This is a genomic window from Streptomyces ficellus, from assembly GCF_009739905.1.
Classification (GTDB): domain Bacteria; phylum Actinomycetota; class Actinomycetes; order Streptomycetales; family Streptomycetaceae; genus Streptomyces; species Streptomyces ficellus_A.
Window position 1 is genome coordinate 1,358,653 of the sequence record NZ_CP034279.1, and the last position, 15,115, is coordinate 1,373,767.

Annotated in this window: 15 protein-coding genes; all 15 read right to left on the bottom strand. The window is 72.7% G+C overall.

Going from position 1 to position 15,115, the window contains the following annotated elements; genetic code table 11:
* Nucleotides 1-28 precede the first annotated feature (28 nt).
* The 15 genes from EIZ62_RS05990 to EIZ62_RS06060 all read right to left on the bottom strand — a co-directional run bounded on the left by EIZ62_RS05990 (nt 29) and on the right by EIZ62_RS06060 (nt 15,110).
* Complete coding sequence (locus EIZ62_RS05990; protein WP_156691675.1) at nt 29-922, bottom strand: amino acid ABC transporter permease; 894 nt, start codon at nt 920-922, stop codon at nt 29-31.
* The gene (locus EIZ62_RS05995) at nt 922-1,872 is read right to left on the bottom strand and encodes an ABC transporter substrate-binding protein (protein ID WP_244375495.1); all 951 of its coding nucleotides are present in this window, start codon (nt 1,870-1,872) and stop codon (nt 922-924) included. Before EIZ62_RS05995 ends, EIZ62_RS05990 begins: the two co-directional genes overlap by 1 nt.
* A gap of 231 nt (nt 1,873-2,103) precedes the next feature.
* The gene (locus tag EIZ62_RS06000) at nt 2,104-2,862 is read right to left on the bottom strand and encodes an SDR family NAD(P)-dependent oxidoreductase (protein WP_156691677.1); all 759 of its coding nucleotides are present in this window, start codon (nt 2,860-2,862) and stop codon (nt 2,104-2,106) included.
* Nucleotides 2,859-4,178, bottom strand: a complete 1,320-nt coding sequence (locus EIZ62_RS06005) for an MDR family MFS transporter (protein WP_156691678.1) — start codon at nt 4,176-4,178, stop codon at nt 2,859-2,861. The genes EIZ62_RS06000 and EIZ62_RS06005 overlap by 4 nt, the downstream gene beginning before the upstream one ends.
* Entirely contained in the window at nt 4,175-5,473 is a 1,299-nt protein-coding gene (locus EIZ62_RS06010; protein WP_156691679.1) for an ATP-grasp domain-containing protein, read from the bottom strand. The genes EIZ62_RS06005 and EIZ62_RS06010 overlap by 4 nt, the downstream gene beginning before the upstream one ends.
* Nucleotides 5,474-5,725: 252 nt before the next feature.
* Nucleotides 5,726-6,934 carry an ornithine--oxo-acid transaminase gene (rocD, locus tag EIZ62_RS06015; RefSeq protein WP_156691680.1) on the bottom strand — a complete coding sequence of 403 codons (1,209 nt, stop codon included), beginning with the start codon at nt 6,932-6,934 and terminating at the stop codon, nt 5,726-5,728.
* Between the two features lie 100 nt (nt 6,935-7,034).
* Nucleotides 7,035-8,360: a sulfate adenylyltransferase subunit 1 gene (locus EIZ62_RS06020; protein ID WP_156691681.1), complete on the bottom strand. Its 1,326-nt coding sequence runs from the start codon at nt 8,358-8,360 to the stop codon at nt 7,035-7,037.
* Between the two features lies 1 nt (nt 8,361).
* On the bottom strand, nt 8,362-9,327 hold the full coding sequence (gene cysD / locus EIZ62_RS06025) for a sulfate adenylyltransferase subunit CysD (RefSeq protein WP_156691682.1): 966 nt from the start codon (nt 9,325-9,327) through the stop codon (nt 8,362-8,364).
* Nucleotides 9,324-9,887 (bottom strand): adenylyl-sulfate kinase, encoded by a 564-nt coding sequence (gene cysC, locus EIZ62_RS06030; protein ID WP_156691683.1) that lies wholly within the window; start codon nt 9,885-9,887, stop codon nt 9,324-9,326. The genes cysD and cysC overlap by 4 nt, the downstream gene beginning before the upstream one ends.
* Nucleotides 9,884-10,756 carry a [LysW]-aminoadipate kinase gene (locus tag EIZ62_RS06035; RefSeq protein ID WP_156691684.1) on the bottom strand — a complete coding sequence of 291 codons (873 nt, stop codon included), beginning with the start codon at nt 10,754-10,756 and terminating at the stop codon, nt 9,884-9,886. Before EIZ62_RS06035 ends, cysC begins: the two co-directional genes overlap by 4 nt.
* 22 nt (nt 10,757-10,778) lie before the next feature.
* Nucleotides 10,779-11,804 carry an N-acetyl-gamma-glutamyl-phosphate reductase gene (argC, locus tag EIZ62_RS06040; RefSeq protein WP_156691685.1) on the bottom strand — a complete coding sequence of 342 codons (1,026 nt, stop codon included), beginning with the start codon at nt 11,802-11,804 and terminating at the stop codon, nt 10,779-10,781.
* Between the two features lie 37 nt (nt 11,805-11,841).
* Complete coding sequence (lysW, locus tag EIZ62_RS06045; protein ID WP_156696234.1) at nt 11,842-12,006, bottom strand: lysine biosynthesis protein LysW; 165 nt, start codon at nt 12,004-12,006, stop codon at nt 11,842-11,844.
* Nucleotides 12,007-12,028: 22 nt separating this feature from the next.
* Entirely contained in the window at nt 12,029-12,979 is a 951-nt protein-coding gene (locus EIZ62_RS06050; RefSeq protein WP_156691686.1) for a transketolase family protein, read from the bottom strand.
* Nucleotides 12,976-13,818: a transketolase gene (locus EIZ62_RS06055; RefSeq protein WP_156691687.1), complete on the bottom strand. Its 843-nt coding sequence runs from the start codon at nt 13,816-13,818 to the stop codon at nt 12,976-12,978. Before EIZ62_RS06055 ends, EIZ62_RS06050 begins: the two co-directional genes overlap by 4 nt.
* Nucleotides 13,815-15,110 (bottom strand): DegT/DnrJ/EryC1/StrS family aminotransferase, encoded by a 1,296-nt coding sequence (locus EIZ62_RS06060; protein ID WP_156691688.1) that lies wholly within the window; start codon nt 15,108-15,110, stop codon nt 13,815-13,817. Before EIZ62_RS06060 ends, EIZ62_RS06055 begins: the two co-directional genes overlap by 4 nt.
* Nucleotides 15,111-15,115: the final 5 nt, after the last annotated feature.

Here is a 15,115-nt window from a genome sequence, read left to right on the forward strand (position 1 = left end):
CCTCCGTGGGACGTGGCGCGCCGCTCCGTCAGCGTGGCACCCGCGGGCGGCGGAACGTGGTCAGGGTGGTGCGGACCTTCTGCCAGGGCGTGGGCGGCAGGTGCCGGGCCGTGCCGCGGGCGTAGTGGCGTTCCAGGTAGTACTGGCCGACGCTGAGGAGCGACGTGAGGATCAGGTACCAGGTGGCGGCGAGGAAGAGCATCTCCACGGGGGCGCCGGAGGTCTGGCCGATGTCCTGCGCGTGCCGCAGCAGTTCGTAGTACTGGACGGCCGCCACCAGCGAGGTCGTCTTCAGCATGTTGATAAACTCGTTGCCCGTCGGCGGCACGATCACCCGCATCGCCTGGGGGATGACGATCCGGCGCAGGGTCTTGCCGTGCCGCATGCCCAGGGCGTACGCGGCCTCGGTCTGGCCCTCGTCCACCGCCAGCAGGCCCGCGCGGACGATCTCCGCCATGTACGCGGCCTCGTTGAGCCCGAGGCCGAGGAGCGCCGTGAGGAACGGTGTCATGAAGTCCGACCACTCGTCCTGGTAGACGGGGCCGAGGTTGATGTACTCGAAGACCAGGCCGAGGTTGAACCAGACGAAGAGCTGGACGAGGACCGGGGTGCCGCGGAAGAACCAGATGAAGAACCACGCGAAGGACGACGTCACGGGGTTCCGCGACAGACGCATCACCGCCAGTACGACGCCGCCGGCCACCCCGACGGCCATGGAGAGCACGGACAGGAACAGCGTCTCGCGCACCCCTCGCAGGATGCGGTCGTCGAAGAGGTGCTCCGGGACCGCCGTCCAGGTGACCTTCCCCTGGGCGAAGGCGTGGACGATCGCCCCCATCAGGGCCAGGACCACCACGGCGGCGGCGTACCGGCCGTAGTGCCGGACCGGGACGGTGCGCAGGGCGAGGTCGTCGTCACGCATCAGGCACCGCCGTTGATGACGGCCTTGGTGACGGCGCCGTCCTGGCCGCCCCAGTCGGCGAGGATCTTGCCGTACTGCCCGCTGGCGATGATGGCGTCGAGCGCCGCGGCGAGCGCGTCGCGCAGCCGTGTGTCCCGCTTCGCGACGGCGATGCCGTACGGGGCCGCGCCCGTCTGCTCGCCGATCAGGGTGAAGTCCTTGCCTCCGCCGGAGGTCTTGACGGCGTAGGCGGCGGCCGGGAAGTCGGAGCAGCCGACGTCCGCCCCGCCGCTGCGGACGCGTGTCTGGGCCTGCTGGTCGGTGTCGTAGGCCTCCAGGTCGAGCGGGGGGCCGCCGGCCCGGGCGCACGTGTCGCGCTCGGTCTTGGCCAGGTCGTGGGCGACGGTGCCGCGCTGGACGGCGACGGTCCTGCCGCACAGGTCCGTCCAGCCGCGGACGTCTCCGGTGTCCTTCCTGCGCCCGTAGAGGGAGACGCCGGCGGTGAAGTAGTCGACGAAGTCGACGCCCTCGCCGACCTTCTTGCCGGTGGCGGAGTCGATGCCGTTCTGCCGGTCCTCGGTGTCGTTCATGGCCGACATGACGATGTCGTACCGGTTGGCGCGCAGGCCGGTGACGAGGGTGTCGAACGTGCCGTTCTCGAAGCGGACGCCGACGCCGAGCTGGTTGCCGAGGGCCCGGGCGATGTCGACGTCGAGGCCGGTGACCTCGCCGGAGGCGTCCACGAACTCGACGGGCGGGTAGGCGATGTCGGAGCCGACCGTGATGACGCCGGCGGACCGGACGTCCTCGGGGAGCCGGTCCGCCAGCCGTGCGTCGGCGGCGGAGGTCCTCGGCTTCCCGCCCGCGTGTCCGTGGTCCCGCTGGTCACCGCAGGCGGTTGCGGCGGCCAGGGCGGCACCGGCGAGGAGGAGGGCTGCGGTACGGCGTGGGAGGGAGGTGCGCGCGGTCACGTCGATGGCTCCAAACGGGGATGTCCGGTGCGAGGGGGAAGGGGGGTGGTGTCGTCGCTCGCGGGGTGTGGCGCCGGCCCGGGGCATGCCGAGGGGCCCGGCCCCGGAGAGCCGGACCCCGTCCGGCCTGCGCGCGGCCGGTCAGCGACGTGTGGCGGTCACCGACATGCGGCGGTCGGCGCCGTGTGACGGTCCCGCGGGGTGGCGGCTCCCGCGGGTGTGCCTCCGGTGCTACGGCTGGGCTGGCGGGCGCAGGCGCAGGCCGTGCATGCCGTTGTCCACGGCGAGCACCGTGCCCACCGACGCCCCGGACAGCGGGCTGGCCAGGTAGGCGATGGCGCCGGCCACCTCGTCGGCCGTCACCAGGCGCCCCGACGGCTGGAACGAGGTGAGCGCGGCCCGGGCGGCCTCCGGGTCGGGCGCCTGGTCCATCTGCCGGTCCACCCAGGGCGTGTCGGCCGTGCCGGGGGCGACGCAGTTGACGCGGATGCCCTCGCGGACGTGATCCGCCGCCATGGCGAGCGTCATCGCGTACACGGCGCCCTTGCTGGCCGAGTACAGCACCCGCTGCTGGAGCCCGGCCCACGCGACGATCGAGCAGGTGTTGACGATCGCGGCGGCGGGAGAGCGCCGCAGGTGCGGCAGGGCGTGCCGGGCGACCCGGACCATGCCGACCACGTTGACGTCCAGGACCCTCAGCCACTCGTCGTCGTCGTTGCCGGCGACGTCCCCGACGGCGCTGATGCCGGCGTTGTTCACGACCACGTCCAGCCGGCCGAACCGCTCGACCACGGCGTCGACGGCGGACCGGACCTGGGCGTCGTCGGTGACGTCGACCTCGATGCCCACGATGCCGTCCGGCAGCCCGTCGGGTTTGACGTCGAAGGCGGCCACCTTGGCTCCCCGGCTGCTCAGCAGTTTCGCCGTGGCGAGGCCGATGCCCGACGCACCGCCGGTGACGATGGCGACCAGTCCTGCGAAATCACTCATGAGTTCTCTCCTGTCCGTTCCGGTCGGTGGGGGTCGGGGGCTGGCTCGGCGTCGACGAAGTCCTTGGCGGTGGCGGTGTTGGTGTCGGTGGCGGTGGGTTTCGCGCGGCGGCGCGGCAGGCTGAGCTGGGCCGCCAGCAGTCCGGACACGCCGACCAGCGTCCAGAACATCCATGGGGCGTACGCGTAGAGGGCGCCGCCGATGAGCGGTCCGGCGCCGGTGCCGATCGTGTAGGCGACGCCGTACAGCCCCTGGTAGCGCCCGACGAGCTGGGGCGGGGCGAGGCTGCCCAGGTAGGCCTGGGAGACGGAGGTGGAGATCATCTCGCCGAGCGACCACAGCACCACCGTCGCGGCCAGCAGGACCATGCTGTCCATGAGCCCGGTCAGGGCGAGCCCGACGCCGATGATCAGGTTGCCGACGGCCAGGACGTATTCCAGCCGGTAGCGGGAGACCCAGCCGGTGATGGGGAGTTCGAGGGCCAGCACCAGCAGGCCGTTGAGGCCGATGAGGAGGCCGAAGTCGCGTTCGCTCAGGCCCACGTCGCTGACGTGCAGGGGCAGACCGACGGTGGACTGGATGTAGACGAACTCGGCGACCAGGATCATCACCAGGAACCGCACCAGGGTGCGGTCGGCGAGCGCCTGGCGGTAGCCGGCCGCCCGGTCCGCCTTGGTGTCCGGGTCGTCCTGCCCGGAGCGGGACCCGGACGGTTCGCGCAGCAGCAGCGCCATGACCACGCCGAACAGCAGGCACGCGACGGCGTTGCCCAGGAAGAGTTCGACGTAGGAGGTGGCGGCCAGCACACCGCCGATGACACCGCCGAGGGCGGAGCCGATGTTCATCGCGAACCGGAACACGCCGAAGGCCGCGAGCCGTTCCTGGTTGGTCGTCACGGCGTCGATCAGCACCGCGGCCGCGGCGGGCCGGTAGATCTGTGACGTGACGCCGATGAGCCCGACGATCGCCACGATGACCGGCAGGGATTCGAGGTACGGGACGATCGCCGTCAGCCCGGCTGTGGTCACGGCGGACAGGACGATGGTCCACCGCCGGCCGAGCTTGTCGGTGAGGTAGCCGCCTACGGCGTTGCCGAGCACCTTTCCGAGGCCGGACACGCCGAGTACGAACCCGGCGGCCCCGGCGGAGTGTCCCCGGTCGGTCAGGTAGAGGACGATGAACACGGGCAGGAAGTTGCCCACCTGGTTGACCAGGATGCCGACGCTGATGATCCACACCCGGCCGGGCAGGCTGCGCAGCGCGTCGCGGAACCGCGGCTCGTCGACGCCGGCCTGGTCCGGTGGTGCGGCGCTCAACGGACGGGCTCGGTGCGTACGTGGATCGCCTCGGCCAGCCGCTTGCTGTGGGCGATCGCCTCGGTCGCGTCGGCGCCGCGGGCGATGACGTAACCGCCGATGTCCTCGTTCCAGGTCAGCGGTGCCACCACGTCGCCGGGCCGGAGCTTCACATGGAGGTCGACGAACGCCGGGTCCGCGCGCACGGCGTCGACGCCGGTCACCTCCACGACCCGGCCGGGCTCCGGTGTGAGTGCCTGGAGGGCCACTCCCCCGCGGGGTTCGGGTGACGCGGTGAGCGGTTCCACCAGGCCCAACGGGGTGCCGAGGGTGTGGAGTTCCATGTCGACGCCGTAGGCGGTCTCGACCATCTCGTTGACGCCGTAACCGCCGATGCGGTTGTGGGACTCGATGACGCGCGGTCCGCGGGAGGTCAGCCTGATCTCGGTGTGGCTCGGGCCGTTGCGCAGCCCCATCGCGTCGAGGAAGTCCGTCACCAGCTGCCTGACCTCGCGCAGGGTCTCCTCCGGGTGGCGGCTGGGCTGGGAGAGCCCGAGTTCGACGAAGCCGGACCCGCCGCCGAACTCCGCCTTGTCGGTCACCGCGACGATGACGTGCCGGCCGTCGAAGCTCAGCGTCTCCACGCTGACCTCGGGGCCGTCGAGGTACTCCTCCATGAGGAACTCGTCGAAGGAGTCGGCCGCGAACAGGTCGCCGACGACCCATTCCTGGTCGTCGAGGGACCGGTACCGCTCGGCGACGGTGTCCACCTCGGCCTCGTCGGTGACGCGGAACACGCCCACGCTGCCCGATTCGCGGACCGGCTTGACGATGATCGGGAGCCCGTGCCGGTCGACGAAGTCGCGGACGTCCTGGGCGGACCGGCCCACCGCGGAGGCCATCGGGCTGATGCCCTTGGCGGCCAGCTGCTGCCGCATCCGCCACTTGTCCAGCAGCAGTTCGACGGTGTCGACGGACTCGCCGCGCAGGCCGAGCGCCTCGTTGATGCGCGCCGCCGGCAGCAGCCCGAGCTCGAACAGCGACACGGCCGCCTGGAACGGGTACGCCGCGTGCAGCGCCCGGGCCAGGGGCAGGAGCCGGTCGATGTCGCCGTAGTCGAGCAGCAGCGCCTGGTCGACGTAGGGCCAGTGGCCGCGGTCGTAGGCGTCGGGGTACTGGGCGTGCACCACGTCCAGGCCGAGTTCCCTGGCCTTGCGCACGAGTTTGAGCTTGCCGCCGATGACCAGTACGCGAGGCCGTCCGCTGGCGGCGGCCGTCGGGGACTCGTGACCGGTGGGTACGGCGTCGATGGACATGGTGGCTCCTTGTCTCACGGGCCGGCCGCGGCTCGCCGGGAGCCGGGGCCGGTGTCGGGGGTCCGGGGGCGGGACTCGGGACTCGGGGGTGGGGTGTCGGTCGGCGGTCGGGGGTCCGGGGCGGGGTCCTGTGTAGGGGGCCGTACGCGGGGGGCCAGGGCGGCCCCGGGGGCGGCGTCCCGGCCGGGAGGGATCATTCCGGCAGCCCGGTACGGTGCGCCACCGGGCGGTTCCCCGACCGTCGGTTTCCGGTCAGCCCAGCACGTCGGCGATCGCGTCGACGCCGAAGTCGATCTCCTCACGGGTGATCACCAGCGGCGGTGCCACCCGGAGGTGGCCCTGGTTCTCCTTGCACAACAGGCCGCGCCCGGCCAGCGCCTCGGACACGTTCACCCCGGTCGTACGGCCCTCGGCGATCTGCACGCCCGCCCACAGGCCGCGGCCGCGCACCTCGGTGACGCCCTCCAGCTCACCGAGCCGGGAGTGCAGGTACGTGCCGAGTTCGCGGGACCGTTCCTGGAACTCCCCGGTCGCCAGCAGCCGCACCACCGCGCGGCCGACCGCGCACGCCAGCGGGTTGCCGCCGAAGGTCGAGCCGTGCTCGCCGGGCTTCAGCGCGCCGAGGACGTCGGCCCGGCCGACGACCGCGGACACCGGCATGAGCCCGCCGCCCAGGGACTTGCCCAGCGCGTACAGGTCCGCGCGGACGCCTTCGTGGTCCAGCGCCAGCGTCGTGCCCGTACGGGCCAGTCCGCACTGGACCTCGTCGGCGAGGAACAGGGTGCCGGTGTCGTCGCACAGCTGGCGGACGTCGGCCAGGTACCCCTTCGCCGGGACGACCACGCCCGCCTCGCCCTGGATCGGCTCCAGCAGGATGGCCGCCGTGTTGGGGTTGACCGCCGCGCGCAGTGCGTCGATGTCGCCGAACGGCACCACGGTGAAGCCGGGGGTGAAGGGGCCGAACTCGTTGCGGGCGGTGCGGTCGGTGGAGATCGACACCATGGTCGTGGTGCGGCCGTGGAAGTTGGCGCCCGCGACGATGATCTCGGCGGCGCCGTCCGGCACGCCCTTGACCTGGTAGGCCCACTTCCTGGCGACCTTCACGGCCGACTCGACCGCCTCGGCGCCGGTGTTGGCGGGCAGCACCGTCTCGGTGCCCGTCAGCTCGGCCAGTTCGCGGCAGAACAGCCCGAACTGGTCGTTGTGGAAGGAGCGGCCGGTCAGGGTCAGCCGGTCGAGCTGGTCCTTGGCGGCGGCGACGATCTCGGGGTGCCGGTGGCCGAAGTTGAGGGCGGAGTACCCGGCGACGAAGTCGAGGTAGCGCCGCCCGTCCTGACCGGTCGCCCAGGCGCCTTCCGCGTGGGTGAGCACGATCGGCAGCGGGTGGTAGTTGTGCGCGGCCCAGCGGTCGGAGACGGCGATGTGGTCGGGGGTGGCGGTGGCGTCCGGGGTCGGGTTCATGGCGTGGTTCACCCTTTCGGCGATGGATCGCTGGTGCGGATCACTGGGGGCGCGGATCACGGGGGTGCGGATCACCGCATGTGGTTCACGGGGGTGCGAGTCAGGGTCGCTGCTGGTCGTCCGCCCCGGTGTCGACCATGCCGGCGCTGAGCGTCGACCCGTCCTGCGGGTCGATGAGCAGGAACGAGCCGGTGCGCTTGTTCTCGGCGTAGTCGTCGACGGCGAGCGGCTCGGCGGTGAGGATCCGGACGCCGCCGATGTCGTTGGCGGACAGCCCGTCGTGGCACGGGAGCCGGCGGGCGACGGCGACGTCCGTGCGGTAGGTGATGTCCTCGACCACGGCGGGGACCGTCCGGGTGGTGTGCTTGAGCAGTACGCGCTGCCGTGCGCGCAGCGGACGCTCGTCGAGGTGGCACACGGTGGCGGTGAGGCGCCGCAGCGGTACGGGGGCCTCACCCGCGGCGAGGACGTCTCCCCTGGCGATGTCGATGTCGTCGGCGAGCCGGACGGCCACCGACTGGGGCGCCCAGGCGGTGTCCGTCTCCCTGCCGAGGACGGTGAGGCCGACGACCGTGCTGGTCGCCCCGGCCGGTTGCACGGTGACGGGGTCGCCCACCCTGAGCACGCCGGAGGCGAGCTGTCCGGCCAGCCAGCGTTCCACCGCACCACGGTCGCCGGACGGCTGCCGGATCACGTACTGCACCGGCAGCCGCAGCGGTTTGCCGGTCGGGTCCGCCCCGAGCGGCACGCCTTCCAGGTGGGACAGCAGCGTGTCGCCGTCGTACCAGTCCATCCTCGTCGACGGTTCGACGACGTTGTCGCCGGCCAGGGCCGACATGGGGATGGCGACGGCGTCGGCGGCGCCCAGCTCGCGGGCCCGCGCGGTGAACTCGTCCGCGATCGCGGTGAACGTGGACTCCCGGTAGCCGACGGCGTCCATCTTGTTGACGGCCAGCACGACGTGGGGGACCCGCAGCAGCGCCGTGATCGCGCAGTGCCGCATGGTCTGGGCCACCACACCGTTGCGGGCGTCGACCAGGATCACCGCGAGGTCCGCGGTGGAGGCGCCGGTCACCATGTTGCGGGTGTACTGCACGTGTCCCGGTGTGTCCGCCAGGATGAACCGCCGCCGATGGGTGGCGAAGTAGCGGTAGGCCACGTCGATCGTGATGCCCTGCTCCCGCTCCGCCCGGAGCCCGTCGGTGAGGAGCGCCAGGTCGGGGGCGTCCTGCCCGCGGCGGCGGGACACCTCCTCGATGGCCGCCAGCTGGTCGCCGAGCACGGACTTGGTGTCGTACAGCAGCCTGCCGACCAGGGTGGACTTGCCGTCGTCGACCGACCCGCAGGTGGCCAGGCGCAGCAGGCCGCCCGAGAGCCGCCCGGACGGGCCGGGCCGGGTTTCCGCTTCCGCGAGGTCCGTTGACATCCTAGAAGTACCCTTCTCGCTTGCGGTCCTCCATGGCGGCCTCGGACAGCCGGTCGTCGGCCCTGCTCGCGCCGCGCTCGGTCACGCGGCTCGCCGCGATCTCGGTGATCACCTCTTGTACGGTGGCCGCCGACGAGTCGACGGCGCCGGTGCAGGACATGTCACCGACCGTGCGGTAGCGGACCTGCCGCTCGCACAGCTCCTCACGGTCCCGGGGGCCGCCCCAGTCGCCGGGCGCCAGCCACATGCCGTCGCGCCGGAACACCTTCCGCCGGTGCGCGAAGTAGATCTCGGGCAGTTCGATGCCCTCGTGCTCGATGTACTGCCAGACGTCCAGTTCGGTCCAGTTGGACAGGGGGAAGACCCGGACGTGTTCACCAGGCTCGTGCTGGCCGTTGTAGAGCTGCCACAGTTCGGGCCGCTGGCGGCGCGGGTCCCAGGCGCCGAACTGGTCGCGCAGGCTGAACACGCGTTCCTTGGCGCGCGCCTTCTCCTCGTCGCGCCTGCCGCCGCCGAACACGGCGCCGAACCGGCCGTCGCGGATGGCGTCCAGCAGGGGCAGGGTCTGCAGCGGGTTGCGGGTGCCGTCGGGGCGTTCGCGGAGCGTGCCGTCGTCGATGTAGGACTGTACGGACGCCACGTCGAGGCGCAGGTCGTGCCGGGCGACGATCCGGTCCCGGTAGGCGAGCACCTCGGGGAAGTTGTGGCCGGTGTCCACGTGCAGCAGCGGGAAGGGCAGCGGCGCCGGGGCGAACGCCTTGAGCGCCACGTGCAGCATGACGATCGAGTCCTTGCCGCCGGAGAACAGCAGCGTGGACCGGTCGAACTCGCCTGCCACCTCGCGGAAGATGTGGGCCGCCTCGGCCTCCAGCGTCTCCAGGTGGGTGAGCGGGGACACCGCGGGCGGGGGCTTGGGGCCGGTGGGTCCGGTCGGTGCGCCGGCCGCGGCCCGGGCGACGGGGGTCACGACAGCCCTCGAGCGGTGAGCAGCGCCCGCAGGTGCCGGATCGATTCCTCGACCGTGTGGTCCTCGGTGTGGATCCGCAAGTCCGGGTCGACCGGTGCCTCGTAGGGGTCGTCGACGCCGGTGAGGCCGCGGAGGTCGCCGGCCGCCTGCCGGGCGTAGAGGCCCTTCACGTCCCGGTCGGCGCACGTCTCCAGCGCGGTCGCCACGTGCACCTCCAGGCAGGGGACGCCCTGCGCGGCGTGCAGGTCGCGCACCGCCGCGCGGGACACCGCGTAGGGGGCGATGACCGGCACCAGTACGGTGACGCCGTGGACGGCGAGCAGCGCGGCCACGTAGCCGACCCGGCGGACGTTGGTGTCCCTGTCCTCCTTCGAGAATCCGAGTTCCGCGGAGAGTGCCGCCCGGACCTCGTCGCCGTCGAGGACCTGGACCCGGTGTCCCTCGGCCTTCAGCCGCTCGGCGAGGCCCCGCGCGAGGGTGGTCTTCCCCGCGCTCGGCAGTCCGGTCAGCCAGACCGTGCCGCCCTGCCACACGGCCGGTCCGCCGTTTGGTTCGGTCATGTTCGGTGCTCCCTCTCGTACGGGCCGGTGGTCGCCGCGCCCGCGCACGTCATGGTTACCGTGGTGCCGGCCCCGGCCAGGGCCCGGCCGACGGGGCTGGGCACCCGCCCGTCCGCTATCCGTACCGACGGGACCCCGCCGGACAGTGCCTCACGTGCGGCGACGAGTTTGAGTGCCATGCCGCCTCCGGCGAACCGGCCGGGCGCGCCGGTCGCCGGCACCTCGTAGCCGCTGAGCACGCTGGTCTCGTCGTCCGGATCGGCGAGTACGCCCGGTGCGCCGGTGAGCAGCACCAGCCGGTCGGCGCCGAGCGCCACGGCGAGTGCCGCCGCGGCGCGGTCGGCGTCGACGTTCACCGGCTGGTCGTGCTCGTCGATCGCGGGCGGTGAGACCACGGGGACGTAGCCGGCCCGCAGCAGGGTCTGCGCCGGTTCGGCGCGCACCTCGGTGAGCCGGCCGCTGAGGTTGTCCCGGACCAGGACCGTCCGGCCGTCGACGACGGCCCGGACGGCGGTCTTGCGGCGGGCCCGGAGCATCCCGCCGTCCAGGCCGGTGAGGCCGACGGCCGGCACCCCGAGCCGGGTCAGCTCGGCGACGATCCGCGGTTTGACCCCGCCGGCCAGGGCGAGGACGACCACTTCCAGCGTGGCCGGGTCGGTGTACCGGGTGGACACCCGGTCCGGGGCGGTGAGGGTGCGTTGCGGGACGCCGAGCCTCCCGGCCAGTCGTGCGATCTCGCCGGAGCCGCCGTGGACCAGGAGGACCGACTGTCCCTCCTCGACGAGTCCGGCGATGTCGGCGCAGATCTCCGCGGCGTCGACGGCCGGGTTGCCGCCGCTCTTGACGACGGTCAGCGGTCTGCTGGTCACGGTGCCTCCGTTTCGCCGGGGTTCAGACGGGGTGCAGGCCGGGGAAGGACAGGCCGAGGTTCTCGGGCCAGCCCATGCGGATGTTCAGGAACTGGACCGCGTTGCCGGCGCCGCCCTTCATCAGGTTGTCCAGTGCGGCGATGGTCACCAGCCGCCCGGCCTCTTCGTCGACGGCGAACCCGACGTCGCAGAAGTTGGACCCGAGGAGGATCTTCGGCTCCGGGTAGCGGAAGGTGCCGCGCTGGTGGGCGACGACCCGGACGAACGGCTCGTCCCGGTACTGCTCTCGGTACGCCCTGCGCACCGCCGACTTGTCGACGCCGGGGCGCAGGCGGGCGTGGCAGATGGTCTGCACGCCGCGTACCGCTTCGACGCCGGTCGCGGTCATGGCGGCCCGTATCCCGAGGTGCCGGGAGATCTCCGCCTCGTGCCGGTGGCCGGTGGGCGCGAACACCCGCATGGCTCCGCTGCGTTCGGCGTGCAGGTTGGCCTCGCCGGCGGTGGCGCCGGAGCCGCTGGAACCGGTGCGCGCGTCGAACTGGGCCTCCGGCTCGACCAGGTCGCGTGCCACGAGCGGATAGAGGGCGAGCACGCCGGCGACCGCCATGCAGCCGGGCACGCTGACCAGGTCGGCGGTGCGCAGGCTCTCCCGGTACAGCTCGGGTATCCCGGGGACGAAGTCGCCGAGCAGGTGCGGCGCGGCGTGTTCGGTGCCGTAGTAGCGCTCGAAGACCTCGGTGTCGTCCAGCCGGAAGTCGCCGGTGAGGTCGATGACCTGCTTGGCCCGTCCGATCCAGTGCTCGACCTGGGTCATGGCGGCGCGGTGCGGGGTGGCGAGGAAGACCGCGTCGCAGTCCTCCACGTCGTCGGCCGTGCAGAACAGCAGGTCGGTGGCGGACCGCAGGTTGGGGTGCACGCCGTCGACGCGTTTGCCGGGGAACCGGGAGGACACCGCGGCCACCACGTCGACCTCGGGGTGGCCGATGAGCAGTCGCAGCAGTTCTCCGCCGATGTAGCCGGCCGCGCCGACCACGGCGACGCGGATCACGTCCGCGCCCCGTTGTGAGTGGTGTGTCCGTGCACGACTACTCCCCCCAGTCCTCTTCGACTTCGGGCGCGAGGGCGAGCACCGCCGGGCTCAGCGCCACGATCTCCAGTTCGCTGCGGCAGCCCGCGCACTCGACGATCTCGTTGAGGCGCGCCGAGTCGCTGATCCGCACCTCGTCCTCGCACTCGGGGCAGGCCTGCATGGTGGTCATGTGAGGTGTCCTTTCAGATGGTCGTCCCGGAGAGGGCGGCGGTGTCGAGGGCGGTACGGACCGTCCTCACCACCCGCTCCGCGGTCAGGTCGTAGTGGTCGACGAGGTGTTCCTGGTTGCCGACGGTGTCGACGAACCGGTCCGGCACTCCGATCCGCAGCACCCGGGTGGGCGCCGCCTCGGCCAGTGCCTCGGCCACCGCGCCGCCGAGGCCGCCGCCCCGCCAGTGCTCCTCGACGGTCACGACGAGGGGGGCGGGCCGTGCCGCGGCGACCAGGGTGTCGGTGTCGAACGGCCGCAGCGTGTGCAGGTTGAGCACGGTGGCCTCGACGCCGTGTCCGGCGAGGGCGTCCGCCGCGGCGAGGCAGGCGAGCACCGGGTAGGGGCCGCAGGCGGCGAGGACGACGTCGCCGCCCTGCCGCAGGGTCTGCGCCCGTCCGATGACCGGTGGCGGACCCGCGGGCAGCGGGGGTGACGGTTTGCGGCCGAGCCGGACGTAGAGCGGTCCGGGCAGGTTCAGGCTCTGTTCGACGAACGCCTCCGTGGCGGCGGCGTCGGCGGGCACGACGACGGTCATCCCGGGCAGCACCCGCAGGACGGCGAGGTCCTCCAGGGCCTGGTGGGTCGGTCCGAGGTGGCCGGCGGCCAGACCACCGTGGGTGGCCATGATGCGGACGGGCAGCCGGTTGTACGCGATGTCGATCTTGATGGCTTCCAGGGCGCGGGACGCGGCGAACGCGGCCATCGTGTTGACGAAGGGGACCCGTCCGCACGCCGCCAGCCCGGCGGCCATGCCCATCAGGTTGTGCTCGGCGATGCCGAGGTTGAGGTACTGCTCGCCGGCCGCCGCGGCGTGGTCCGCGCTGAACAGGCCGGTGTCGCTGTCCAGGCAGATCAGTTCGGGGTGGCGGGCCAGCAGCGGCAGCAGGGTGTCCCGGTAGGCCTCTCGCGTCGCGCGGCTCATCCGTCGGTGTCCTTGGGTCGGAGGGCGGCCATCGCCCGTGCGTGGTTGCGCTCGGACAGCGTCACGTAGTGGCTGGCCGCCCGGCCGGCGAGGAACGGCAGTCCCTGGCCCTTGACGGTCCGGGTGATCAGCACGCTCGGCCGGCCCGGCTCCCACGGGGCGGCGGAGAGGTGGTCCGCCAGTGCGGCGGGGTCGTGGCCGTCGACGTCGCGCACCGCCCAGCCGAAGCTGCGCCAGCGGTCGGCCAGCGGTTCCATCGGCGCGATCCGCTCGGTGGCGCCGGTCAGCTGGAGCCCGTTGCGGTCCACCACGGCGACCAGCCGGTCCAGCCGCAGCGACGCGGCCGCGATGGCCGCCTCCCACACGGAGCCCTCCTGGAGTTCGCCGTCGCCGAGCAGCACGAAGCTGCGCGCGTCGCGGCCGGCGTACCGGTTGGCCAGGGCGAAGCCGCAGGCCAGCGCGAGCCCGTGGCCGAGGGAGCCGGTCGGCATCTCCACGCCCGGCACCGCGCGGACCGGGTGGCCCATCAGCCGGCTGCCGGGCCGTCCGTAGCTCGCGAGTTCGGCGACCGGGAAGAAGCCCCGTTCGGCGAGCGTCGCGTACAGGCCGACGGCGGCGTGGCCCTTGCTGAGCAGGAAGCGGTCGCGGTCGGGGTCGTCCGGCCGCTCGGGGTCGACGTTCAGCACCGAGAAGTACAACGCGGTCAGTACATCGGCGCAGGAGAACGCGCCTCCGAGGTGACCGCCCTCGGGCCCGGCGCACATGTCGACGACGTGCGAGCGGATGCGTGCGGCGACCGCTTCCAGGGTGCCTTGCGCCTGTGCCTGGGTGGCGGTCATGACGCCGCCCCCGCGAGGGTGGCCACCATGTCGGGGTTGGCCCACACCTTCTCGAAGGCGTCCGCGTAGAGGTGCAGCAGCTCGCCCGACTCCGGGTGGAGGTGCCGTTTCTGGAGGGTGAGCGAGTCGGCGATGACCGCGCGCGCCACCGGGTGGTCCTCCCCCGCCGCCGGCCCGGTCGCACCGGTCACGGTCCAGGGGTAGCCGCCGCCGAAGCCGACGCGGTCGACGAAGACCTTCTGGTCGGGCAGCGGCATGAGCTGGTACTGCGACATCGGTACGCCCTCGGCGCGCAGCAGCCGCCGCAGGGCCGAGCGCAGGGCCTGGGGCCGTACGCCGTCCAGGCCGAAGGCGGCCGGGTCGAACCGGAAGCGCAGGATGTGCCAGGCGTGGGTGGTGTCCGGGGCGGCGGTCGGCACCCGCAGCCCGGGCAGTTCGGCGAGCCGTGCGAGGAACGCGGCGACGTTGCGCTGCCGCGCGCTCTCGTAGTCGTCGAACCGGGTGAGCTGCGCGCTGGTGAACGCGGCCTGGAGGGCGTTCATCTTGTGGTTCCAGCCGAGGCCGTAGGACACGTAGTCGCGTTCGCGGCCGCTTTCGATCACTTCGCCGAACTGCCGTCCCCTGCGTACGGATTCGGCGAGTTCCGCGTTGCCGGTGACGAGCAGCCCGCCCTCGCCGCAGGTGGGGATGTTCTTCGTGGCCTGGAGGCTGAACGCGCCCGCGTCGCCGATCCCGCCGACCGGCCGGCCCCGGTGGGTGGCGCCGGGGGCCTGGGCGGCGTCCTCGATCACGGCGAGGCCGTGCCGGCGCGCGATGGCCGTGATGCGGTCCATGTCGGCGGGTGCGCCGTGCAGGTGCACGGGGATGATCGCCGCGGTCCGCCCGGTGATCCGCCGCTCCACGTCGTCCGGGTCGAGGTTGAAGGTGACCGGGTCGACGTCGGCGAACACGGGGACGGCCATCTGGTGCACCGGCGCGAGCCCGGTGGCGATGAAGCTGAGGGCGGGCACGATCACCTCGTCCCCCGGGCCCACGCCGAGCGCGGCCAGCGCGAGGGACAGGGCGGCGGTTCCGGTGGACACCGCGACGCAGTGGCCGAAGCCGAACCGGCCCGCCCACTGTTCCTCGAGGGTGGAGACCGGGTTCTCCCCGTCCGAGTTGGACACCAGTCTGGCGCCGTCGAGCGCGTCGATGACGGCCTTGCGGTCCTCGTCCTCGACCAGCGGCCATTCCACGTGACGCCGGTCCCTCGGCACGGCCGGGGGACCGCCGAACGCTGCCAGCTTGCTCATCACTG